The organism is Mycobacteroides sp. CBMA 271 (genome assembly GCF_009729205.1).
Taxonomy (GTDB): Bacteria; Actinomycetota; Actinomycetes; order Mycobacteriales; family Mycobacteriaceae; genus Mycobacterium.
The window spans coordinates 92884-115530 of record NZ_VTHB01000001.1 but is presented as its reverse complement, the minus strand read 5'-3'; the positions used below and the strand labels follow the sequence as shown (position 1 = coordinate 115530).

28 protein-coding genes are annotated in these 22647 nt (G+C 62.1%); 17 read left to right on the top strand and 11 right to left on the bottom strand.

Annotated features, from left to right (window positions below; genetic code table 11):
* The first annotated feature begins 7 nt into the window (after nt 1-7).
* Together rimM and trmD are read left to right on the top strand one after the other, a co-directional pair.
* On the top strand, nt 8-529 hold the full coding sequence (rimM, locus tag FZI91_RS00565) for a ribosome maturation factor RimM (RefSeq protein WP_155936814.1): 522 nt from the start codon (nt 8-10) through the stop codon (nt 527-529).
* Nucleotides 530-539: 10 nt separating this feature from the next.
* The gene (gene trmD / locus FZI91_RS00560) at nt 540-1259 is read left to right on the top strand and encodes a tRNA (guanosine(37)-N1)-methyltransferase TrmD (RefSeq protein ID WP_155936813.1); all 720 of its coding nucleotides are present in this window, start codon (nt 540-542) and stop codon (nt 1257-1259) included.
* Here the strand turns inward: trmD and FZI91_RS00555 are convergent.
* On the bottom strand, nt 1206-2111 hold the full coding sequence (locus FZI91_RS00555) for a hypothetical protein (protein WP_155936812.1): 906 nt from the start codon (nt 2109-2111) through the stop codon (nt 1206-1208). The genes trmD and FZI91_RS00555 overlap by 54 nt on opposite strands.
* 294 nt (nt 2112-2405) lie before the next feature.
* Here FZI91_RS00555 and rplS point away from each other — a divergent pair, with 294 nt between their 5' ends.
* From rplS to FZI91_RS00535, 4 genes are read left to right on the top strand one after another with little or no spacing between them, the layout of a single operon-like run.
* Entirely contained in the window at nt 2406-2747 is a 342-nt protein-coding gene (gene rplS / locus FZI91_RS00550; protein ID WP_155936811.1) for a 50S ribosomal protein L19, read from the top strand.
* 16 nt (nt 2748-2763) lie between these two features.
* A complete protein-coding gene (gene lepB / locus FZI91_RS00545) occupies nt 2764-3597 on the top strand; it encodes a signal peptidase I (protein WP_162525836.1) in 834 nt (277 codons plus the stop codon).
* 10 nt (nt 3598-3607) lie between these two features.
* Nucleotides 3608-4264 carry a ribonuclease HII gene (locus tag FZI91_RS00540; RefSeq protein ID WP_155936810.1) on the top strand — a complete coding sequence of 219 codons (657 nt, stop codon included), beginning with the start codon at nt 3608-3610 and terminating at the stop codon, nt 4262-4264.
* A gap of 10 nt (nt 4265-4274) precedes the next feature.
* Nucleotides 4275-4580, top strand: a complete 306-nt coding sequence (locus FZI91_RS00535) for a DUF2469 domain-containing protein (RefSeq protein ID WP_005056986.1) — start codon at nt 4275-4277, stop codon at nt 4578-4580.
* On the opposite strand, the gene FZI91_RS00530 is transcribed toward FZI91_RS00535, so the two are convergent.
* The 4 genes from FZI91_RS00530 to FZI91_RS00515 form a co-directional block, all read right to left on the bottom strand.
* A complete protein-coding gene (locus tag FZI91_RS00530) occupies nt 4569-5789 on the bottom strand; it encodes a sodium:proton exchanger (RefSeq protein WP_155937634.1) in 1221 nt (406 codons plus the stop codon). The genes FZI91_RS00535 and FZI91_RS00530 overlap by 12 nt on opposite strands.
* A gap of 180 nt (nt 5790-5969) precedes the next feature.
* Nucleotides 5970-6257, bottom strand: a complete 288-nt coding sequence (locus FZI91_RS00525) for a hypothetical protein (protein WP_162525835.1) — start codon at nt 6255-6257, stop codon at nt 5970-5972.
* Between the two features lie 41 nt (nt 6258-6298).
* Complete coding sequence (locus tag FZI91_RS00520) at nt 6299-6604, bottom strand: GlsB/YeaQ/YmgE family stress response membrane protein (protein ID WP_155936808.1); 306 nt, start codon at nt 6602-6604, stop codon at nt 6299-6301.
* A 54-nt stretch (nt 6605-6658) separates the two neighbouring features.
* Nucleotides 6659-6901, bottom strand: coding sequence for a CsbD family protein (locus tag FZI91_RS00515; RefSeq protein WP_155936807.1), 243 nt, complete (start codon nt 6899-6901; stop codon nt 6659-6661).
* A gap of 224 nt (nt 6902-7125) precedes the next feature.
* On the opposite strand from FZI91_RS00515, the gene FZI91_RS00510 reads away from it, so the two are divergent.
* Complete coding sequence (locus FZI91_RS00510; RefSeq protein ID WP_155936806.1) at nt 7126-7839, top strand: TetR/AcrR family transcriptional regulator; 714 nt, start codon at nt 7126-7128, stop codon at nt 7837-7839.
* On the opposite strand, the gene FZI91_RS00505 is transcribed toward FZI91_RS00510, so the two are convergent.
* The gene (locus FZI91_RS00505; protein WP_155936805.1) at nt 7836-8477 is read right to left on the bottom strand and encodes a TetR/AcrR family transcriptional regulator; all 642 of its coding nucleotides are present in this window, start codon (nt 8475-8477) and stop codon (nt 7836-7838) included. The two genes, FZI91_RS00510 and FZI91_RS00505, sit on opposite strands and share 4 nt — an antisense overlap.
* Nucleotides 8478-8574: 97 nt before the next feature.
* Between FZI91_RS00505 and FZI91_RS00500 the strand changes: the two genes are divergently transcribed.
* The 5 genes from FZI91_RS00500 (at nt 8575) to dprA (ending at nt 14141) form a co-directional block, all read left to right on the top strand.
* Nucleotides 8575-9444 carry a hypothetical protein gene (locus tag FZI91_RS00500; RefSeq protein WP_239001701.1) on the top strand — a complete coding sequence of 290 codons (870 nt, stop codon included), beginning with the start codon at nt 8575-8577 and terminating at the stop codon, nt 9442-9444.
* A complete protein-coding gene (locus FZI91_RS00495) occupies nt 9441-10823 on the top strand; it encodes a cytochrome P450 (RefSeq protein WP_155936803.1) in 1383 nt (460 codons plus the stop codon). The genes FZI91_RS00500 and FZI91_RS00495 overlap by 4 nt, the downstream gene beginning before the upstream one ends.
* A gap of 324 nt (nt 10824-11147) precedes the next feature.
* The gene (locus FZI91_RS00490; RefSeq protein WP_155936802.1) at nt 11148-11507 is read left to right on the top strand and encodes a YraN family protein; all 360 of its coding nucleotides are present in this window, start codon (nt 11148-11150) and stop codon (nt 11505-11507) included.
* A gap of 1 nt (nt 11508) precedes the next feature.
* Complete coding sequence (locus FZI91_RS00485; RefSeq protein WP_155936801.1) at nt 11509-13011, top strand: YifB family Mg chelatase-like AAA ATPase; 1503 nt, start codon at nt 11509-11511, stop codon at nt 13009-13011.
* The gene (gene dprA, locus FZI91_RS00480) at nt 13008-14141 is read left to right on the top strand and encodes a DNA-processing protein DprA (RefSeq protein WP_155936800.1); all 1134 of its coding nucleotides are present in this window, start codon (nt 13008-13010) and stop codon (nt 14139-14141) included. Before FZI91_RS00485 ends, dprA begins: the two co-directional genes overlap by 4 nt.
* Before the next feature lie 29 nt (nt 14142-14170).
* On the opposite strand, the gene FZI91_RS00475 is transcribed toward dprA, so the two are convergent.
* From FZI91_RS00475 to FZI91_RS00460, 4 genes are read right to left on the bottom strand one after another with little or no spacing between them, the layout of a single operon-like run.
* Entirely contained in the window at nt 14171-15004 is an 834-nt protein-coding gene (locus FZI91_RS00475) for a dTDP-4-dehydrorhamnose reductase (protein WP_155936799.1), read from the bottom strand.
* Nucleotides 15001-15948, bottom strand: coding sequence for an amidohydrolase family protein (locus FZI91_RS00470; RefSeq protein WP_162526747.1), 948 nt, complete (start codon nt 15946-15948; stop codon nt 15001-15003). The genes FZI91_RS00475 and FZI91_RS00470 overlap by 4 nt, the downstream gene beginning before the upstream one ends.
* On the bottom strand, nt 15945-16337 hold the full coding sequence (locus tag FZI91_RS00465; RefSeq protein ID WP_155936797.1) for a RidA family protein: 393 nt from the start codon (nt 16335-16337) through the stop codon (nt 15945-15947). The genes FZI91_RS00470 and FZI91_RS00465 overlap by 4 nt, the downstream gene beginning before the upstream one ends.
* A 59-nt stretch (nt 16338-16396) precedes the next feature.
* A complete protein-coding gene (locus tag FZI91_RS00460; RefSeq protein ID WP_155936796.1) occupies nt 16397-17317 on the bottom strand; it encodes an SAM-dependent methyltransferase in 921 nt (306 codons plus the stop codon).
* A 543-nt stretch (nt 17318-17860) separates the two neighbouring features.
* On the opposite strand from FZI91_RS00460, the gene FZI91_RS00455 reads away from it, so the two are divergent.
* From FZI91_RS00455 to FZI91_RS00445, 3 genes are all read left to right on the top strand, one after another.
* Complete coding sequence (locus tag FZI91_RS00455; RefSeq protein WP_155936795.1) at nt 17861-18478, top strand: carbonic anhydrase; 618 nt, start codon at nt 17861-17863, stop codon at nt 18476-18478.
* A 10-nt stretch (nt 18479-18488) separates the two neighbouring features.
* A complete protein-coding gene (locus FZI91_RS00450) occupies nt 18489-19271 on the top strand; it encodes a YoaK family protein (protein ID WP_155937633.1) in 783 nt (260 codons plus the stop codon).
* A 316-nt stretch (nt 19272-19587) separates the two neighbouring features.
* Nucleotides 19588-20487, top strand: coding sequence for a LysR family transcriptional regulator (locus FZI91_RS00445; RefSeq protein WP_155936794.1), 900 nt, complete (start codon nt 19588-19590; stop codon nt 20485-20487).
* Nucleotides 20488-20506: 19 nt separating this feature from the next.
* On the opposite strand, the gene FZI91_RS00440 is transcribed toward FZI91_RS00445, so the two are convergent.
* Nucleotides 20507-20872 carry a DoxX family protein gene (locus tag FZI91_RS00440; RefSeq protein WP_155937632.1) on the bottom strand — a complete coding sequence of 122 codons (366 nt, stop codon included), beginning with the start codon at nt 20870-20872 and terminating at the stop codon, nt 20507-20509.
* Nucleotides 20873-21054: 182 nt separating this feature from the next.
* Here FZI91_RS00440 and FZI91_RS00435 point away from each other — a divergent pair, with 182 nt between their 5' ends.
* Nucleotides 21055-21717: a TetR/AcrR family transcriptional regulator gene (locus FZI91_RS00435; RefSeq protein WP_309224221.1), complete on the top strand. Its 663-nt coding sequence runs from the start codon at nt 21055-21057 to the stop codon at nt 21715-21717.
* Nucleotides 21718-21804: 87 nt separating this feature from the next.
* Nucleotides 21805-22632: a siderophore-interacting protein gene (locus FZI91_RS00430; protein WP_155936792.1), complete on the top strand. Its 828-nt coding sequence runs from the start codon at nt 21805-21807 to the stop codon at nt 22630-22632.
* Nucleotides 22633-22647: the final 15 nt, after the last annotated feature.

Genomic DNA, 22647 nt, shown 5'->3' with positions numbered 1-22647 from the left:
CTCATCCATGGAGCTAGTCATCGGGCGTATTGCCAAGTCGCACGGCGTCACCGGCGAGTTGTCGGTCGAGATCCGCACCGACGATCCAGACGAGCGTTTTGCTGTCGGTTCAGCGCTCCGTGGCCGGCTGCCTCGGGGCGGTGGCACCCGTGAATTCACGGTTGAGTCGGTGCGCGAGCACACCGGACGGCTACTGATCAGGTTGGTCGGTGTATCCGGTCGGGATGCCGCAGATGCGTTGCGGGGCACCCTGTTCACGATGGACACCACCGATCTGCCGCCCATCGAGGCACCCGACGAGTACTACGACCATCAGTTGGAGGGGCTGGTGGTGCGCACCGTCGAGGGCGCCGAGGTGGGGAAGGTCTCCGAGGTGCTGCACACCCCGGGCGGTGAACTGCTCTCGGTGCGAGGTGCCGACCGGAGGGAAATTCTGGTGCCGTTCGTTGCCGCGATCGTCACGTCAATCTCGCTGGCGGATAACGTGATTGAGATCGATCCGCCCGAGGGACTGCTGGACTTGACGTGAAGATCCGCCCATGAAAATCGATGTCGTCACCATCTTCCCCGACTATCTACAGCCCGTCCGCCAGTCCTTGCCCGGCAGGGCCATTGACGCTGGACTGGTCGATGTCGCGGTGCACGATTTGCGGCGCTGGACACGCGATGTGCACAAGTCGGTGGATGATTCGCCCTACGGCGGTGGGCCGGGCATGGTGATGAAGCCGACGGTATGGGGCGAAGCCCTCGATGAGATCTGCACGCCGGAAACGCTTTTGGTGGTGCCGACGCCGGCCGGGTATCCGTTCACCCAGGAGACAGCCCGTCAGTGGTCGACAGAGGATCATCTGGTGATCGCCTGCGGCCGGTACGAGGGGATCGACCAGCGCGTCGCCGACGACGCCGCCACTCGCATGCGGGTGCGCGAGGTGTCGATCGGCGATTACGTGCTCAACGGCGGCGAGGTCGCCGCGCTGGTGATCATCGAATCGGTGTTGCGGCTGGTTCCGGGTGTGCTCGGCAACGAGCTTTCCGCCGTTGATGATTCACATTCTGACGGCCTGCTGGAAGGTCCGTCGTACACCAGGCCGCCGAGCTGGCGGGGGTTAGATGTGCCGCCGGTGCTGTTGTCGGGAGACCACGCCAAGGTTGCGGCGTGGCGGACTCAGCAGTCGCATGAGCGGACAGCCGAGCGGCGTCCGGACCTACTCGCCTTCGACCCGCCCGCCGGGGAACATGGTCGTGACGGCCTGAGTTAGCGTGTTGCGCGCCGTCACGTCGTTGGCGACCTGCAGTGACGACACCACCACGATGAATCGCCGGTCGGGACCCACCACGCCGGTTGACAGATGCATCCAGGACGCGCCGATGCAGCACATCCAACCCTGTTTCACCGCAACGGGTTCGCCGGGAATGCCGTCCGGGATGCCGAAACGCTGGGGGTAGCCGTCAATGCCGTTGGGTGTGGAGCGGGCCAGGTCGTCGACGATGATGTTCGCGCGCTCGGGAGGAAGTCCGCCCGCGCCGGAGAGCAGCATGTCGTAGTACTGCACCAGGTCGTTAGCGGTGCTGATGGTGTTCCACCACATCCCGTCGGACGGCACGTTGGTGGAGGCGAGCCCGTACCGCGCAGCGACGCGCGTGATGATCGCGTTACCGCCTCCGCGCTGCCAAAAGATCTCGGCGGCGCTGTCGTCGGAGGATTGCAGCATCCTGTCGAAGGAGGCGCGGTCTGCGGGGGTGAGCGTGACGTCGCCGGTCGATTCCCGCATGAGCAGGTCGTCGGCGATGAACAGCTTGGCTACAGAGGCGATGGCGATGGTGCTGTTGTTGCCGTTGGACACGACGGCGCCGGAGGCGCGGTCCTTGATCACCGCGGTCAGCGTCGCGCCGGCGCTCTTGGCCTGGGTGGTTGCCGTCGCGGTGCGCTCGGGTAGCGCCGCGAACGAGGTCGGGCTTTCCACTTCGAAGGCGGGCGGGGGTTCGGCGGGAGCGCTCACGACGGCCAGCGCCGGGGTGGCCGGATCGCTGCGAACCGATGCCATACATCCAGAGGTCAGCGCGGTTGCTGCGGTGAGCGTGAGGCCCACTAACAGGTGCTGGCCGCGCATGATGAAGACCCCCTATGCGGTCAGTCTGTGGATTTGTTACCTATGTGGCAGGTGTGCCGGTCACGGTAGCTTACTAGTACCGCCGCATAGCCGCTGCCCACGGGGCGGTGAGGTGGTCGATTTCGCTGAAAGGGCCTGTGTCTGGCACAATTGGCGAGTTGTCTGGCGCCGTATTGGCAGAACCCAGGCAGGACCAAGCAATTAATGATCGGTCGAGGTGCATATCCGTATGCCACCCGGCCGCGCGACTGGGTCGAGAGACTCGAGTTCGAAAGACGTGGAGGAAGAGCACCGATGAACACACTGGACTTTATCGACCAGGCGTCGTTGCGCCAGGACGTGCCTGACTTCCGTCCCGGTGACACCGTCAATGTGCACGTTAAGGTGATCGAGGGCTCCAAGGAGCGCGTCCAGGTCTTCAAGGGCGTTGTGCTGCGGCGCACCGGTGGCGGCATCGGTGCCACCTTCACCGTGCGCAAGGAGAGCTACGGCGTGGGCGTCGAGCGCACCTTCCCGGTGCACTCGCCGAACATCGACCACGTCGAGATCGTCACCCGCGGTGCCGTCCGTCGCGCCAAGCTGTACTACCTGCGTGAGCTGCGCGGTAAGAAGGCCAAGATCAAGGAGAAGCGCTGACCGAGTCGGCGCTTTCGTGACAGCACCGGTGTCGGGCGAATCAGAGTCTTCCGAGACATCTACAGAGACGTCCGCCGATATCACCGAGGCCGAGCCCGCCGCTGAGTCGACCGGTTCCGGCATGCTCAAAGAGGTCGGCGTTCTACTGTTGATCGCCCTGGTGCTGTACTGCATCACGCAGAACTTCATCGCCCGGCCCTATCTGATTCCGTCGGAATCGATGGAGCCCACCCTGCACGGCTGCCGCGGCTGCACCGGCGACCGAATCATGGTCGACAAGGTGGTGTTCCGGTTCTCCGATCCGGAACCCGGTGACGTGGTGGTGTTCAAGGGCCCGCCCGAGTGGAACGGCAATTACCGGTCCATTCGATCGTCCAACACCGCAGTTCGCTACGTGCAGAACGCATTGTCTTTCATCGGCGTGGTGCCCCCAGACGAGAACGACCTGGTCAAACGCGTCATCGCGACCGGCGGGCAGACCGTGGAGTGTCGAGCGGGCACCGGGCTGACCGTCGACGGAAAGAAGCTGAACGAGCCCTACCTCGATCCGGAGACCATCGGACCGAACGAGGATGGATGCTGGGAATTCCCGTTTGGGCCGGTCAAGGTGCCCGACGGCAAGCTGTGGATGATGGGGGACAACCGCACGCATAGCGGTGACTCCCGCGCACACTGCCAGAGCCGGGACCGTGACGCAGGACCCGATATCGAGTACAAGCTCAGGGTCTACTGCACAGGCAACCCGAACATCGGAACCGTGCCGGTGGACAACGTCATCGGCAAGGCGCGTTTCATCGCATGGCCACCGGCGCGGTGGGGCGGCGTCGCGTCGGTGAACCCGCAGACATAGCCGTTGCGGCATGACTACCAGCTGGCCGCCGCGCACGGTGATACGCAAGGCATCCGGATTGCGAACCCTCGAATTGGCCCTCGACAGAATGGGTTTGGGGCCTGTCGCGGGAGTAGACGAGGCCGGACGCGGAGCCTGCGCGGGTCCGCTGGTGATCGCGGCCTGTGTACTCGGCTCGAATCAGCGGAAGAGCCTTGCCGCGCTCAATGATTCGAAGAAGCTCACCGAGAAGATGCGTGAGACGCTGTTTCCACTGATATGCCGATATGCCGACGCATACCACGTGGTGTCGGTGCCTGCCGAGGAGGTGGACCGTATCGGTGTGCATGTGGCCAACATCGAGGGGATGCGTCGGGCTGTGGCTGGTCTGGGCGTCAAACCCGGATACGTGCTGACGGACGGATTCCGAGTGCCGGGATTGCCGGTGCCGTCGCTGCCGGTGATCGGTGGTGACGCTTCGGCGGCGTGTATCGCGGCGGCCAGTGTGCTGGCCAAGGTGAGCCGGGACAGGGTGATGGTGGCCATGGACTCGGAGCACCCCGGGTACGGATTTGCGGTGCATAAGGGGTACAGCACGGCTGTCCATACCGAGGCGATGCATCGGTTGGGACCGTCCGCGCAACACCGACAATCGTTCGTCAACGTGCGCAACGCAAACAGGGGATAATGGAAAGCCTATGAGTGCTGAAGACCTCGAAAAGTACGAAACCGAGATGGAACTCTCGCTGTATCGCGAGTACAAGGACATCGTCGGACAGTTCAGCTACGTGGTAGAGACGGAGCGACGGTTCTACCTGGCCAACAGCGTCGAAGTGATTCCGCGGAACACCGATTCTGAGGTGTACTTCGAGCTGCGACTCTCCGATGCGTGGGTGTGGGACCTGTTCCGTCCGGCGCGTTTCGTGAAACACGTGCGGGTGATCACGTTCAAGGACGTCAACATCGAGGAAGTCGACAAGCCTGAGCTGCGGCTACCGGAGTGATTCGGTCGCCGGATCCTGACGTGCCCCACGGAATGGCGCGGTAATGGTGGCGGCGAGGTGGCGGCGGTTGATGATCACACCGGCGACAGCGAGCACCGCGTAGATCCCGCACAGGATGAGCCGTCCCTCCGTCGACGTGAGCGGGAACTGAACCGCGAAGAGCGCCAACAGCGCCCAGGCGGTGGCACGGCGGAAACGCAGCGCCAGGATCAACGCGACGCCCATCATGGTTTGCGTCGCGGTAAGCAGTACTTCCTCAATCTGTCGGCCATCCAGCACCAGCGAGTACCCGCCGCCGCCGAGCAGATGTGCGATGGGGAGCGAGCCGATGAGAAGTGTCCACTGATTGACCTTCGACGAAATCAACGTTGCTATGGCCGCGGTGCCCTTGCCGCGTGCGGCGAAGATGATGGCGATGATGAATTCGGGGGCTTCGGAGGCCAGCGGAGCCAGCCATTGCACCAGGAGGAACTGATCGATGCCTAGCTGAGCCCCGGCGGCCACCAGGTTGTTGGCGAATGGTTCGGCGCACAGCAGGATCACCGATGCGGCCAACACGAACATCGCGATGACGGTGCTACGCCTGAGCTGGGCAGGCAGCTGCCCGATGGCGGCTGCAGTACCGACCAGGTCGGGTTCTTCGGCCTCGCCGCGGCTGATCGTGTACAGGTAGAACCCGAACCAGGCCAATAGTGACAATCCCAGCACCAGGTGGATGCGACCGCTGGCGGGGATGATGAAGGCCACCACGCCGGCGATGAGGAGGAATCCCAGCTCCACCCGGTTAGAGCGTGCCAGGGGCAACATTGAGGTGCGCTGTCCGGTGGCCTTGCGCATCACGGCTAGGGCCACGAGGACGACGACGGGCCAGCCCAAACCCATGAGCAGGCGGTTGGACCCGGTCATGTTCGCCGCCGCGTACTGGGTGTACTCGGGCACTCGGCCGGAGATGTAGGCGTAGTAGAGATCGACCGCATACTCGGGCAGGACCGCGATGAGAGCTAGTACCGCGATCGCCAATCCGCCCGAAACGTCGATCTGAGCTGCCTCAGCCGCCCACGCCAGCAGGAAGCTGGCCGCTACCACGGCGCCGCCGTAAATCAATAGCGCCACAACGGGATTCACATGGAATCCAGCGATTCGGGTAACCAGGGCGGGCACGATGAATGCTGAGGTGATCAACACCGACCGCAGCAGCTGCGCGCGCAGGCGGCGGGTGGCCGCCTGCTGGACGAGGCCGCTGCTGTTCACGGCGCAGAATCTACCAGCATCGAGTCAGCCCAGCAACGTATCGCCTGCACGGCTACGATCGTCTAACACCGCCAAAATAGCTGTAAATAGTGCACATATCGGAATCTTCGGGTTGGCTAAATTTGATTTGCGGCAAACCTACAGATGTGGTGCCTCGCGGATCTCGCTGTTCTCATTGCCCAGCGTTTTGCAGTACGCGGTGGAGGAGTTGCGTGCAGCCATCAGCTGTAGGCCGCTGGGATCTTGTTGGTTCTCGTCCTTCAGCATCTTGCTGACGGCTTCGTTTTGTGTGTTCTCGTCCTGAGTGAGGAATTCTTTGCAGGTGGTGTCGCCACCCTGGTTGATCACGCTGGAGCATCCCGCAAGTGATATCGCTGCGACTGTGCCGGCGACAAGTGCGAGCTTCTTCGATATGGACGAAATCACTACGGCCCCTTCTGTAATGGACTGCTGATAGGTGGGATTGATCAACGTCTGCCGCTGACGAGGCGCAGGAGGAACAAAAGAATGCAGGCGCCTGCCAGCGCGGTGATGAATGTCAGGATCCAGCCGAAGCCATATGTGCTGACATCGAGCAGACTCAATAGGAATCCGCCGAGCAGCCCGCCCACGATCCCGACCACGATGTTGAGCAGGAGCCCTTGCTGCGCGTCGGTACCCATCAGCTTGCTGGCGACCCATCCGGCGATTCCGCCGATCACGATCCATCCGATCCAGCCGATGCCAAAGCCTAGGCGGGCTGCTGCCATATCAGTGGCGAGGGTTGAAATCATCTGTCAATTCCTGACTTTCGTGGATTGAGGGCGGGCTGCTACGGGCGGTGTGTGCTACTTCTCGGCCTGTTCCCGGGCCTCGTGCACGGCCGCCTCGGCGCGTGCCTTCTCGGCTGCTGCTTCCTTGATCGCTACTTCGCGCTGAGATTCGGCCTTGTCCTGCTGTGCCTGGCCCTCGCGTTGCAGCGATTCATCGTGAGTCAGCTTGCCTGCGACTTCCTTGACCTTGCCCTTGACGTCCTCGACGATGCCCTTGAGTCCGGTCTCGATTCCGCTGTCCCTCTTGTCGTCGGTCATTGGTCGCCCCTTTCACAGTGCGTGCGCGGTGCAATCGCTTCTGTCGGTGTCGCCTCCTTGTGAGGTAACGAATCCACCGTAGCAAGTGTTGTGTACTACGTAAACTACTTTGTAAACAAATCCGCACTGGCCAGGGGATTGACCGATGGAGGTAACTTCTTGTAGACGGCGAAGCCGACCGGGCGCGCCCGGATATATGCACGGTGGGAGTGACGGAACGCAGCATGGATGAGCCGGACAGCCTGGCCGACGTGGGCAACACGCCTGATGGGCGGCGGCCACGCTCGCTGACCCGCGCCGAGATCCTCGATACCGCGATCGCGCTGGTGGACCGGGACGGGTTGGAGCAGCTGACGATGCGCCGCCTCGGTTCCGCGTGCGGTGTCGAAGCGATGGCCCTCTACCGCCACGTTCATGGCCGTCAGGATTTGCTCGGCGGCATCGTCGATCATCTCGTCGAGAAGCTCTATGACGACCAGCTCGCTGCCCGCAGTCAGGAAGACGGTTGGCAGGATTACCTCGTGCGGCTCGCGCATGGAGTGCGCGTGATTGCCATTGAGCATCCGCATCTGTTCCCGACATTGGCTACCCGTCCCCCGGAAGCGCCGTGGGTTCGACCGCCGCTGCGGAGCATGAAGTGGATGGAGACATTCCTGGACACGCTGATCGGCTACGGCTTTGACGATCGGGCGGCAGTCTCCGCTTATCGTGCGTACACGACGTTCCTGCTCGGACAGCTGCTACTGGAGGTATCCGCGCGCGGGGCCTCGCTGAGCTCGGTCGAGGACGAGCTGCCTGACAAGACCCTGCGGAGCTTGTCGAGTTATCCCAACTTAAAGCGGATGCAGAAGGAACTCAGCGAGGATCACAGTGCGACCGAGTTCGAGGAAGCGCTGGAGTCCCTCCTCGATCGCCTCGAGGGTGGCGCGCCGCGCTAACGCTGCCCCAGTAGGCGCTGGACGACTCGCTCGATGTATTGCTCTAGCTCGCTGAGGCCTGCCTTGAGGTACGCGGGGTCTGGCACAAGAATCAGTGACATCACGGTCCGGATGAGGACGTCTGCCACGAACTCCGCGTCCAGCGTCGGCAAAGGATCTTGTAGCTGTGAATCCTGGAGCTGTGTGGAAATGTATGCGCGGCCGAGTGCTTGTCCCCGCGGCTCCAAGTCGCGCCACATCCGAACGACTTCCTCGGGCTCAGCGCGAATAATCCACTGTAATGCGGGAATTCGCGCCGCGTTGTCGACCATGCGGGTCGCGACCGCAGTGGCGCGACCCAAGGCGGTGTCTGTCTGCCCAGCGTAGTCGGTGATATCCCGGAGTGCCTTGCTGATCTCGCGTCGATACGCGCTGTCGATGAGATTCTGTTTGGAGCCGAAACGGCGGAACACCGTCATCCGGGACATGCGTGCTCGGTCGGCAACCATGTCGACCGTCAGGTGTTGCTCTCCGCAGACCCCGAGGACTTCGACGGTTGCGTCGAGGATCCGAACGTCGGAAGCCGGCAGGTTCGTCGGGTCCTCTGCCGTCGCGGCAAGGACGACATCTGGCCAGTTCATCGCGCCGGTGTCTGGCATGCCTTCGATGATCCCACCTCGTTTCCCTTGGCCGCGGCAGGCCTGAACGGCGTCGAGTATTGACTAATGTGACTTAAGTCGTAACTATAGTAACATGATGATAGTAGAACGAGCCTCGACCTGGGCTTTTGACGCTTCTGGTGTACTGCTTCCCGGCCAGGGCGGTGTGCCGGTCGCTCCTGAACTGCATGCGAACCAGGTGGTTGCCTGGGTATCGATCGCGCTGGCGTACGGAGGTGCGGCAGCGGCATTGGTATGGGCGCTATGGAAGCTGACCAAGCACAGGGAAGTGCTTCCGTTGGTGCTCCTGGTGGCTGGCCTGGTCGCGGCCAATATCGAGCCGCTTGGAGATTTGGTGGGTTCGATCGTGTATGCCAATGACACCCCGTGGTTCGGCTACACGGTGATGGGCCGGCGGATGCCCGCCTGGATTCTCGTCGGTGCGTCCTCGTACGTGGCGATCGGCGGTTACATCGCCTATCGATACATTTCCCGGGGCAGATCCCTGCGCGACATCTTCATACTGTCGGCGGTATACGTCGGCATCCCCGAGATCGTGATTGAAATGGTCTGGCATTTCACGGGAGTCATCTCGTACTACGGCGACAACCCAACACGGGTCGGTGGGATTCCGCTGTACTCGATCGTGCAGAACACGACTCTGTTGCCGGTGTACGGCATCGTGATCTTCTACGCTGCGAAGTACCTCAAGGGCTCGCGGATCTGGCTGCTGCTTCTCCTCATCCCGGCAACCACCATCGGATACATCGTCGGCGTGAGTTGGCCTGCGTACCAAGCAGTTCAGTCCTCAGCGCCCGCGTTCGTGACATGGATCGCCGCAGTCGCTGTGATCGCTACATCCATTCTTTCGACGTACCTCCTTTTGCAGATACCGGAACTGCGTCAGATCCGCGACGCGGCCGAGGTTGGCCAGCGGCGTCCTCGGCACGAGGTGGTGGTAGCATGAATTCGCCCACCATCAGCCATGCCACCGTGGATAGTCTGCCGACTCCACCGGGTCCATCAGGAGTCGGCAGGGCGGGCAGCCTCGTCCGGCTGATCCGCGACCCGTGGCGCTATCCGCTGGAGCTGACCAAGAAGTACGGGGACATAGTCTCGGTCCCAACGCCATTCGTGAAGACCGTATACCTCGGCCATCCGGACTGGGTTGACCATGTGCTGGTGAAGAATCCCGACCGCTACCGACGGTCGGACATGGTGTCCCAGCAGATGGTGCCGCCAAAACTCGGACACAACTTCTTCGCGTTCGCCGATAACGAGGAGTGGCAACGGGGACGATCTCTCTACCGGCCGAGTTTCACCCAGAAGAATCTGGCAGAGCTGGGGGACCTGTTCACCGAATCGATAACGGAGCAGGTGGACGGTTGGGCGGAAACATCCGGTAGCACAGATGGTTACGTCGATATCGAGGAGAAGACGCGCAAACTGGCACTGATCGTGTTGTTCAACGCCATGTTCGACGAATACTTGTCTCCACGCATGTTGGAAGCGACCGTCACCAAGGAGGCGATCAGTTTCGGGATGTTGGCGACTACGGCGCGGGTTGCCATGTATTCATTCCCCGCGTGGATTCCCCGGCCATTCCAGCATCGCATGGATGGCATGCTCGAAATGATTATGGGTGGCGCTGATCAACTCATCGAGATGAGGCGGCGTCACCCCACGGAGCGTACCGACATTCTGAATCTGCTCATCAACGCGAAATATGACGACGGCAGGCCATTGGAGAACGACAAGATCGCCGTCGAAATCGCCGGAATGATCGTCGGCGGACACGAAACCACAGCGGCGGCGCTGGCGTGGACCTTCGCTCTAGTGTCCGGCGACCCCGAGATCGAACGGCGGCTCATCGACGAGGTCGACGCACTGGGCGGGAAACCCGTGACGGTCGCGGACATGGCGAATCTGCCGCTGAGCCGCGCCTGTTTCGACGAGGCCCAACGCCTCCAAGGGGGATTGGTCATCAATCCCAAGACCGCGCTCGTCGACGACGAGATGGGGGGCTACCGCATCGCCGCGGGGACCACGATTCTGTATTCCTCGCTTGCGATGCAACGCGATCCACGATTCTGGCCCGAGCCCAATCGATACAACCCGGACAGGTTTCTCAACAACGAAGCCGACCTACGCGCATTCGTTCCGTTTGGACGCGGGCAGCGGCTGTGTCTGGGCATGCGGATGGCCTACATCGAGGCGATTCTTACCATCGCAACGGCGTACCAGCGCTACCGATTCGAACCTCCGGCCGGGTACAAGCCTCGGCACCAATACCGAATGTCCATGGGATTGAAGGGCGGGCTGCCCGCCAGGATCATTCGGCGGTAGTGGGTCGCCACTGGTCGGCCACCGAGATTGCGTTCGTCACCGAAGGGGCGCTGGCCGACGATGATATCGCCGGTAGAACGGGTAGATCCATCCGAGCGGTGGCGGCCCAACGCAGGCGTCTTCATCAGAAACGAGCGATCCGCCTTGGGTTGTACCCGCACGTTCGTAGAACCCCGGATCCCGTGAAGTCCTTGTTCTCTGTGTTGGGGTGCTTGCCGGAGCCTCGGTAGGCGTGCCTGTGGATCGATATCGGAATGTGGATAGCCGCTATTCCTGAGGCGTATTCGCTGACGCTGTGTCGGCACTCACGCGGATGGTCACCGCATGACAACCACGACGCGTGCACAGATCGGTACCCGCGGGGAGGATCTCGCCGCCGACCATCTCAGGACAGACGGATTCGCGATTCTCGATCGCAATTGGCGGTGCCGGTATGGAGAAATCGACATCATCGCGGCCGACGGAGAGGTACTGATCTTCGTCGAGGTGAAGACGCGTACCGGCCAACGATTCGGAACACCCGCTGAGGCGGTGACGCACGCCAAACTACGCAGACTGCGGCGGCTCGCGGGTATCTGGCTGGCCGCGCAGAAGAATTCCTGGCCCTCGTTGCGCATCGATGTGATCGAGGTTCGACTGACCGGACCCGTGGCCGAGATAACTCACATCGTCGGGGTGAGCTGAGATGGCTTTGGGGAGGGCATATTCGGTGGCCGTGAAGGCGGTGACCGGGCAGACCGTCGAGATCGAGGCCGACATCAGCGCCGGGCTGCCCGGTGTGCATCTTGTCGGGCTGCCGGACGCCGCATTGCAGGAGTCTCGCGACCGGGTGCGGGCGGCGGTGACCAACTGCGGATTCAGTTGGCCGGCCGCACGTCTCACGCTTGCTTTGTCCCCGGCTACATTGCCGAAGATGGGCTCTGTCTACGACCTGGCCCTGGCCTCCGCGGTGTTGTCGGCCAATAAGGCGATTCCACCGGCGCGACTGGAAAAGACGGTCCTCCTCGGGGAATTGGCGCTGGACGGTCGCGTCCGCCCCATCCGCGGGGTACTGCCGGCCGTGCTGGCCGCGAAACGAGATGGTTGGCCCGCCGTGGTGGTTCCGGCCGCCAATTTGGGTGAGGCGGGACTCGTCGATGGGATCGAGGTGTTGGGTGCCCACACGCTGCGGCAGGTCACCGCGTGGCTATCGGGCGATGCTGACCTCGAGCCGGTATCGCCGAGGCCGGTGTCCGAGCCCGCGGAGGTGCCCGACCTTATTGACGTGGTGGGGCATCCCGACGCCCGATTCGCACTCGAGGTGGCGGCGGCGGGTGCCCACCACCTGATGTTGACGGGGCCGCCAGGCATCGGGAAGACAATGCTCGCACAACGGCTTCCGGGTCTGCTGCCGGCGCTGACCGATGACGAGGCGCTGGAGGTAACCGCCATTCATTCGGTGGCGGGCCTGCTCACGGCGCAGCAGCCACTGATCACTCAGCCGCAGTTCGTGGCGCCGCACCACACGTCGAGTGTGGCGGCACTGGTCGGCGGCGGTTCGGGTACCGCCAAACCCGGTGCGGTGAGCCGAGCCCATCGCGGCGTGCTCTTTCTCGACGAGTGTGCTGAGCTATCCACGTCCGCGCTGGAAGCATTGCGCACTCCGTTGGAGGACGGTGAAATCAGGCTTGCGCGCCGCGACGGCGTGGTGACGTACCCGGCCCGTTTCCAGCTGGTGCTCGCCGCAAATCCGTGCCCGTGTGCCCCCGCCGACCCTAAGGACTGCACCTGTCCGGCACCGCTGCGCCGGCGTTATCTGGGCAAGCTTTCCGGGCCGCTGCTGGATCGGGTGGATATCCGAATGCGGATGCATCCGGTTCGCCAGCACGCGTTGAGTTCGGACCTGGCCGAGAGCACCGACATCGTTCGCGAACGCGTGTTGCTTGCCCGTGAACGCGCCGCGGGGCGTTGGTCTGAATATGGTTTTCGCACTAACGCGGAGGTGCCGGGTCCCCTGCTGCGCAGGCATTTTCGCCCACCGAAACCGGCGATGGAACCGCTGCGGTACGCCATGGAGCGAGGACTCATCAGTGTCCGTGCGTTAGATCGGTGTCTGCGGGTCGCGTGGACGCTCAGTGATCTCGACGGCCGGGGTATCCCGGGCCTCGATGACGTTAAACGTGCATTGACCTTCCGGGATAAGCGATGAGCGATGATCTGGCCGATTGGGCCTACCTGTCGCGGGTCGCCGAGGGTCCGTGCCCGGAATTGGCGGCGATGGTGACGGTGTATGGACCGCGAGAGACCGCCGCGCGGGTGCGCCGACTGGATGTGCCGGACCGCCTGCTGTCCAGCGTTGCAGCCCGGCACATGATCGACCGGGGGAGCGAGGACCTGGAGATCGTCTCTCGCCTCGGTGGACGGCTGGTGACGCCCGATGATGAGGACTGGCCGGCCTGGCAGCTGCAGGCGTTCACCATGGTGGACACGAAACAGCAGCCGAACGGGCGAGAGCCTTTGGCGCTCTGGGTGTTAGGGGAGCACTCTCTGCCAGAGGCGACGTCTCGGGCTGTGGCCCTGGTGGGCACCAGGGCATGCACCGGGTACGGCGAGCACGTTGCCGGCGAGCTGGCGGCTGGTCTGGCGGCACGGGATATGGCCGTGGTATCCGGCGCCGCGTTTGGTATCGATGGGGTGGCACACCGTGCGGCATTGGCCAGTGACGGGCTGACCGTGGCGGTGCTCGCCGGAGGTGTCGACATCCCGTATCCGGCGAGCCATTCCGCGCTGCTGTACCGGATCGCTAAACACGGCCTGGTGGTCAGCGAATACCCGCCGGGTGTGCGCCCGGCCCGTCACCGGTTTCTCACGAGAAATCGTTTGGTGGCAGCACTTTCCGGTGCGACGGTCGTAGTGGAAGCCGGGATTCGCAGCGGTGCCGCCAACACGGCCGCGTGGGCGCGAGCGCTCGGGCGGCCGGTCGGGGCCGTGCCCGGGCCGGTCACCTCTACCGCGTCGATGGGCACCAACCTCGAGATCGCGCGGCGCGGTGCGCATCTGGTCGGATCCGCACTGGATGTGATCGAGCTTGCCGGTAGCTTGGGTGAGCTTGCGCCCGATCCGCAGCGACCCGAGACGGTCATCGATTTCCTCGGCGAGGACGAGAAGCGGGTCTACGAGGCACTTCCCGGCCGTGGGCGCGCTTCGGTGCATCAACTCGTCGTCGAATCGGGTCTGTCCGCCGAGCGCGTGCAGGGTGCCCTGGCGCTCCTGGAACTCGAACAGCTGGTGGCCGACGTGGAGGGTGACTGGAAGATCACGCGCACCAGCCGAAGGTAGCGGATCTGCGGCCACTGTCGGGACCCGTCTCACGACGTTTCTGGGGCCAACGTGTCTGCGATGGTCTGGCGGAATGAACGTGCTGGGCGCCCGGTGTAGCCCATGACGCCGGATGAGAGATACTCATCGCGATGCTCGGCGATTGCCCGGAAGAGGTTGGCTAGGGTGTCGACAAATGGCTCGGGGACCTTTGTGTGCAGCGCTTCTCGCCGCCATTCGTCGAGGCTTATTGGTACATAGACCAATTCGCGGCCGGTGACCTCACCCACTATGGAGACCGCCTCGTCGAAGCCGAGTAATTCCGGGCCGGATACTTCAATGCTTTGCGTTCCAGAGTCATTGGCTAGTAAGGCTTGGGCGGCAACGGCAGAGATATCCCGATAGTCGATGAAGGGTTCCTTACCGTCCCCGACGGGGAGACGCAGTTCGCCTGTCGCGTCGAGCTGCCGCGAGAACAACCCCGCTATGAAATTCTGACTGAACCAGGACGGACGGATAAACGCCGAATCGATCGATGATCCGGTGAAGGCTTCTTCGGCGCCGTCGGCGATGCCGTCACCGCTGACGCCTGGGTTGCGTGCAGTGAGTACTGCGGCACGCTCAATGCCCGAAGATGACAACGCCACAAGGAACCGTGCCCAGTCGAATCGGCGTTCGGGTAGCACGACATAAATGCGACGAGCACCGGTGAGGACGGGTGACCAGGTCGTCTCGTCGTCCCAATCAAATGCCCACTCAGACCGGCGGGAAGCCCGTCGCACGGTGTACCCACTCGTTTCAAGCATGTCGGCGACCCCGCGCCCGGTCTGCCCCGAACCGCCCAGCACCACGATCGGTCCAACAGCCGCCTCGTCAACGATCATGCTGGGCCGCCCGGATGGCGGGTGAAGAGGCGTTGCGCATTGGTGGTGGTCTGTCGTGCAAGGTCCGTAGAGTAGACGGTGTCGGCATTCTCGCCTGCGTATGACGTGTCCTGTAAGGGAAAGTCGCTGCCGAACAGGAGACGGTCGGTCGAGATTAGGGAGCGCAGGGCTTCTAAGTTTCCCGGCGCCGCTGACATTGCCAAGTCGAAGTAGAGACGACGGAAACTAGCCATCAGATCTCTTGGGGGCCTTAGTGCCAGGCCTGGGTCCACACTGGATCTCAGGGTCAAGCGGTGCAGGAGTGTCGGCAGCGCGCCTCCCGCATGTGTGAATATCAGCTTGAGGTTACTGAACCGGTCGAGTCTGCCGCTGAACAGGAAGCTCGCGACTGCCCTTGCTGTTTCGATTGGGAATTCAAGAATCGAAGCCGGAAGACCGAAGTCGGGCACCGCGCTTGGTCCCACCACTGGGTGAATGAACACCGGAACCTGTTGTATTTCAAGGTAATCCCAGAGTGGATCTAGATCTGCTGAACCGAGATACTGCCCGACGGTACTGGTATAGAGGCCCACGCCGTCAAGCTGCATTTCCTCGATCGCGGCAACCGCGGTTGCGCGTGCTGTGCGGGCCGAATCGATCGGGACCATCGCGAACGCTCCGAATCGACCGGCCGAATCGCGAGACAAGTTGGCCAGCCACGAATTGACATCCTGTGCCAAATCGATTGCATCGGAACCGGATAGGCCCGCGAATCCAGGAGCGGTGATAGAGAGGTATGCCTTGTGGATGTGATGAGCGTCCATGAATTGCAGGCTTAGGTCAGGAGTCCAGGAGGGAAAATCCTGCCCAGGTATCGCCTCGGTGATACCGCGTTGCGCGAGCGCGGTGGTGTACACCTCGGGCAGGGCGTGATGGTGAACATCGATGAGCGGCAGCTGACTCACCTGACTGCGACCGCTTCGATTTCGCAGAGCATGTCGGCTGATGCCAGCCTGCAGACTTCCGTCATGACCGATGTCGGGGTTGCCTGCCACTGTTCGAGGCATAGGGTCACCTCGTCGTATGCCTCCAGTGCGCGCTCCATGTCGGTGACATAGATGTGAATTTTGATCACCTGGCTGGTGGGGTACTTGGCTTCTCCCAAAAGCCTGGCGATGTTGTCGAATGTGTTGCGGATTTGAGTACGCATGTCGTCTGGGAGTTCACCCAGTGGTGTGAACCCGGCCTGTCCTGCCACGTGGAGCGTGCCCTCCACGGCGCCCACCTCTACGTACTCCGCGTATCCGGTCTTTCCTTCGTACTTCCATAGTGGCCCGTACTGAATGTTGACCATTGAGTCCTCCGAGGTTTTGATGGTTGGTACCGACCGTGGGTCAGGTGTGTAGGCGGTGCCTAGGAATTGAGTGCAGGGGACTCCGCCGTGAACAGCAGATTGTCGAATAGCCCCATCTCATCTGGCGCCGGCACCGAGCGGTTCACTGCGGAAGCCATTTCTCGGACTGTGCGGCTCGACACCGGCCAGCCGTGTGTGACGAACCACTCGGAAGCAGGGCGGCGGGATTCATCCAGGTACATCAATCCCGCTACACCCGAAGCTGACTTGCCGATATCGACACCGTAGCGAGATCGTTCAAGGTCTCCTGTCGATGTGGTGGCTCTGCGGAACCACGGGATGTCGGTGTTGCCGAAGTCATCTACGGCTACCCGGCTCCCAGGGGCGGATAGCCCGACGATCGTTTCGAAGAGTGCATCTTGGTCACGCGGATCGAGGTAGGGCAGGAGCCCTTCGACCAACCACGCCGTTGGGCGCTCTGCGTCAAAGCCATTGGCCAGGAGCGCGTTTGCCCAGTCGAATCGAAGATCCTTCCCGACCTTCCGGTAGTCCGCCATCGAGTGGACTCCGTGATGGAGCAAGGTTGTCTCTTTGAAATCCAGAACCTGGGGTTGATCGACTTCGAAAAGCACCGTATCGGCGGGCCAGGCCAAGCGTTGCGGCCGACTGTCCAGTCCTGCAGCGAGGGTTACGATCTGGCGGAGGCCATAGGAATCGACACTGCTCATGAAGTAGTCGTCGAAGTACTTGGTTCGCGCCACGACGTAGGCGGCGAGGCCTGCCCCGCCGGCCGAGATTCCGGCTTGTGCCATCGTGTTCCACGATGCCGAGTTGGCGGCGTCGAAAAGCACCCTGGCATACGGGTCGACGAACACTGCATCGGGTCGGGTGCTTTCAACGGCCCTGATGTGGGCAATACCGAGAGCCGTTTCCCCGACGCCCGCAGATATGTCCCATGTGTCATCTTGTGCGCGTGCCATTTTCACTCGTCTCCAGTCTCGGCCGGCTGTCTATATCCCGCCGTCCCTTCCATGGTGCAGTGAAATGGCATGTGAGTGCCATCATCTAGTTTGTCTGGTAACTAGATCGATTTGGTCTGAAACCGTGACTGCGTCCTTGCGGCGGTCTGTCTGTCGGATACGCCTGCGCAGTTGATCCCCATTGCGTCGCTTATTCGCCGAAATGGGTTCTGCGGTAGTCGCTTTCGGTGAGATTTGTAACGGCCGCGCAGTGAAGCCAAGGGGTCTCGGAGCTCCTTGTAGGAGTGGATGATTCCCGGTTGATCGCGGATTCTGCGTTTGCGGCATCCGTAGATTCCGGGCATATTGGAATTGATTACTTCATTATCTGCGGCACACGTCGGGGTGTGCCCGTAGTCCGATAGTGCGGCCCGCATAGACATCTGCGTCGGGGAGTTCGCTTTCGGCAGTGTGTGTTTGGACGGGGCGCGGAATGCTGTTCCATACGCGGTGGTGTGTCGAGCCTCACATGCATACGATACCCCGGTAGGGTATGAAGGAAATATGGGATCTGATCCGAAGTCCGCCTGGATGGCACTCAAAGAGGGTAACCAGCGTTTTGTCGGTGGGGCGCCGCACCATCCGAGCCAGGGCGTTGCTCGCCGTGTGGAGCTCGCCAGTGGCCAGAGCCCGGATGTGATGTTGTTCGGGTGTTCTGACAGCCGGGTCGCCGCGGAGATCATCTTCGACCAGGGCTTGGGTGACATGTTCATCGTCCGCACCGCGGGCCAGGTGATCGACTCGGCCGTGCTCGGTTCCATCGAGTACGCGGTGGCGGTGCTGGGGGTGCCGCTGATCGCCATTCTGGGGCACGACTCGTGCGGTGCGGTGGGTGCGACATTGGAGGCTCTCGACACGGGCGAGGTGCCGGGTGGGTACATCCGCGACCTGGTGGTGCGGGTGATCCCGTCCATCCTGAGTGGTCGCAAGGACGGATTGACCCGGGTCGACGAGTTCGAGGCCCGTCATGTGCAAGAGACCGGGACCAAGCTGCTGCAACGCTCCCAAGTGGTCGCCGATGCGGTTCGCGCCAAGAAGTTGGCCATCGTGTACCTGACGTACAAGCTTGCCGACGGGCGTGTGGTGTTACACGGTCACGTCGGCGATATCGGGGAGCTCTGAATTGGCCGCCATGAAGCAGGAGAGTGCTCTCCGGACTACGACTTTAGAGAAGCCCGTGGCGCCTAAATCTGCCGATGCCGTCGTGACCCGCGACGCTGCAATCGGCTCAGAGGCCCGGCTTTCTTGGTTGCTTGCCGGGCTTGCCGGAATGGTTGGAGCGGTCGCCTTCCTGCATAGCGCGGGATACTTTGTCACGTTCATGACTGGGAATACAGAGCGGTCTGTTCTGGCGTGGTTCAGGGTTACTGATAAGCAACAAGTAGCGGGAGCCGGTCCCATCGCAGCTATCTCTATGATCGGGGCCTTTCTATTCGGGGTCATCGTCGCGTCATATTGCAGGCGCAAATTCTGGAAAAATCATCCGCATGGTGCCACTGTGCTCACGACATTTGGGCTTCTTGCCGCCGCGGCGGTCGATTTCGCCCAAGATCGGGGTTTCAGCTCGAATGTGGATGTGCATTTTACGCCCATCCTCTTACTGGCCTTCTCGATCGGGGCTCTGAACACATCATTTGTCAAGCGGGGTGAAGTCGCGATTCCGTTGAGCTACGTGACGGGGACAGTCGTCAAGCTGGGGCAAGGGATCGAGAGGCACCTTTTCGGAAAGGGTTCTGTCTACGAATGGCTTGGGTACGCATTGCTATACATATCTTTCGCTTTAGGCGCCGCGAGCGGTGGGGTCATAGCCTCCGTCTATAACGGATCTAAGGTGATCCTCACCGCCGGATTGATCTGCGGCGCGACGACACTGGTTACGTTTTTCTACTCCGACAGGAAGACCATTCTCGGATGAACGGGAGTGGTTAGTGGATTGAGGATCTGCGCCCGGGGTCTGCGCATGGCCCGATCATATTGAAATCTACTGAAAGGAATATATTGTGGAACCCGGATTTCAGATATACGAAGCCCGGAAGAGCGGCGGCCCGTTTCTCTTCGAGCGTATGAATGACCTCGTCATAGCGATGGTGATATCGATTCTGTTTATTGCACTAGGAATAACGAAGTTCGGGGCCTTCTGGTCTATCAACTACTGATGGTTCCCGGCGGGTAGTGTCGGAGGCGACCGTCATCAAGCTTCCTGCCAGGTTCGTCGGGTAAAGGTGATCTGTATGGAACTCAGGCAGCTTGAGTACTTCCTCGCGGTGGCCGATCATGCGAACTTCACGCGGGCAGCCGAAGCGCTCCATGTTGCGCAACCGTGGGTAAGCGCACAGGTTCGGCGACTGGAACGAGAACTCGGCCACGAGCTGTTCGATCGATCGAGCAGAGTGCTCAGGCTGACCGAATTCGGCAAGGCGCTGCTCCCGCTCGCCGGAATGGCGCTGCAGACCGTTGGCGAAATACGGACGACGGCCGATTCGATGGCGGGAGTGCTCTGCGGGAACCTGGCGATAGGAACGGTGTCTCATCCGCTGCCGCTGCTTGCGGATGCGTTGGCCGCGTTCCATGAGGCTCACCCTGCAGTGTCCATTACCTTGACCGAGGCGAGGTCGGATCAGCTCACTGCGGCGGTGCTCGAACGCCAACTGGATGTGGCGATAGTCGGGCGGGCCGCGCCACCTCCGCCCCAACTGTGTGAGCAGATTCTTGCCAAACAGAACATCGTGGCGATAGTTCGTCGGGACGATCCGTTGGCAGGTCGCGTTTCGGTAACCCTCGCGGAACTGCGGAATCGTGCGCTGATCAGTCACCCGGAAGGGTCTGGGATTCGGGCAATTCTTGATCAGGCCTGCCTGGCAACAGGTTTCGCGCCGCACATCGCCTTTGAAACGAGCTCAGTCGACATGATGAGCTATCTGGTCGCCCGCGATCTCGGCGTTGCAGTCACACCGGAGCTTCCCGGTGACCGGCTGGACACGCTTCGGCAGATCGAACTATCTGACCAGGCGATGAGTGGGCGCCTCACCCTCGTATGGAAAGGAAAAGGCGTCTCACCGGAAACGGTGGCGTTCGCGGCCTGTGTCAGCGAACTGTGCCGCAAGGAGACCGATCTCGTCGGCGCGCCCTAGTGCCTGCTCGTGCGTTCGGCTACTGGTACCAGCCGAACGTGACGTACACCGCCAACGCGATGAGAACCATGTTGACCGGCAACAGCTTCCATTCGTTTCGGCGCAAGTGCACGCCAAATGCCCCGGCTTGCATCACGGCGAGCCCGGCGGCTGCCAGAGCGCTGAGTATCGGGGCGATGCCGGTCCACTGCGGGAGCACCACGCCGACAGCGCCGAGCGCCTCCAGCCCGCCGATCGCCTTGACGACGTTGGGCGAAAAGTCGTTTGCCCACGCCAGACTCGGGTTTCCGGCGATCTTCTCGTATGGGGTGATCAGCTTGAACACGCCGGCACCGAGGCTGACGACGGCGAGCGTGATCGCACAGATCCACAGCCAGGAGTCCATCGCGACAGTATTCACCTCGTAACGCCATGTCGCGGCAAACCCGATGAAGATCTTGACCGCTCCGCGGACTTTGTCGGTGTGGCGTTCGTCGATATGGCGGGATGATGGCGGAATCTGGAGGTGCGGTATTGCCGTCAAGGGCACGCCGTGACTCTGGGATGGAGATCTATACCGGAGAGGAAGTGACGTCAGTAGTGGTCGATGGCAGTGACCCTTTGCGGCGCCCCCGTGGCAGGCCCCGCAAGGGTGGAGAAGGGGTCTCCGCGGATTCGATTTTCACCGCAGCGTTGCGGGCCTTCGCTACGCATGGCTATCAGGGCATGTCGATGCGCACCCTCAACCGTGAGCTCGGTGTGAGCCACAATCTGCTACATCAGCGGTTCTCCTCCAAGGAACAACTTTGGTACGCCGCCGTCGACTGGGGTTACGGGTCACTCGTCGAGAAGATCCTCGCCAGCGACGACGAGACGCTTGCGCCGTCGGCGCGGATTACGCGGTTCATCAAGACCTTCACGATGTTCTCGGCCGAGCATCCCGAACTGGTCCGCATCATGGACATCGAGTCAGGGCAGGACAGTGAGCGGCTGCAACACATCTGTCAGAACTATGCACTGCCGATGCAGGAACGGTTGGGTCCCGTGTACGACGAGGCGGTTGCGGCGGGGGAGCTACGCGAGATTCCGCAACAGACGATCTTTTTCCTCATCACCTCCGGGGCGGCGGCGCTCTGCAGCAGCAGCGCGATGGCGCGAACCCTGTTTGGCGCCGACATACTCACTCCCGAGCAGATCGAGCGCCATGCCGAAGCGGTCGCGGAGTTGATAGTCAGAGGCCTGCTGCCATAGCGGAGGCGCCCACCGCCGAACAATCCTCCGTATAGTCAAGACAATTGACATTGGGGTTTCAACGGAGGATCCGACGCAGGAGGCGATATGGCGCGCCCGCTCCATGAGTTGCAGGTAGTTCGCACCGAGCAGGTGACCCCGCATATCACTCGGGTGATCCTCGGCGGAAACGGATTTGACGGATTCCAAGCGAGTTCATCCACCGACAGTTACGCGAAGCTGATTTTTCTCCCGGAGGAGCACGAAGGGCCGGGACCGCGGGATATCGATGAGGCGCGCGAGATGCGGGCCACGGTGCGTACGTACACCATCCGCTCCGTCGACGCCGTACGTCGAGAGATCTCCATCGACTTCGTGGTGCACGGCGACACCGGCGTGGCCGGCCCCTGGGCGGGGCGGGCCCAATCGGGAGATCGGCTGTACGTCACCGACCCCAACGGCGCGTACTCGCCGGACCCCGCGGCCGACTGGCATCTGTTCGCCGGGGATGAGGCGGCGATCCCGGCGATCAGCGTCGCGCTGCAAGCACTTCCGGACAATGCCCGCGCCAAGGTTTTCATCGAGATCGCCGGTCCGCAGGATGAGATCGAATTCGATACCCGCGGCGATGTCGACATCGTCTGGGTGCATCGCGGCGGCGGTGCCGACGAGGTCGGGGAAGAGCAGTCGGGGGACAACGCCCCGCTGATCGAGGCGGTGCGTTCGGCCGAATGGCTGCCCGGGCAAGTCCAGGTGTTCATCCATGGCGAGGCGCAGACAGTCATGTACAACCTGCGGCCCTATGTCCGCAAGGAACGCGGTGTCGACGCCAAATGGGCATCCTCCATTTCGGGATATTGGCGCCGTGGCCGTACCGAGGAGTCCTTCCGGGTTTGGAAACAGGAATTGGCGGCTGCTGAGTCTCCGGCGAGTTAGCTTGCATCCAAGGGC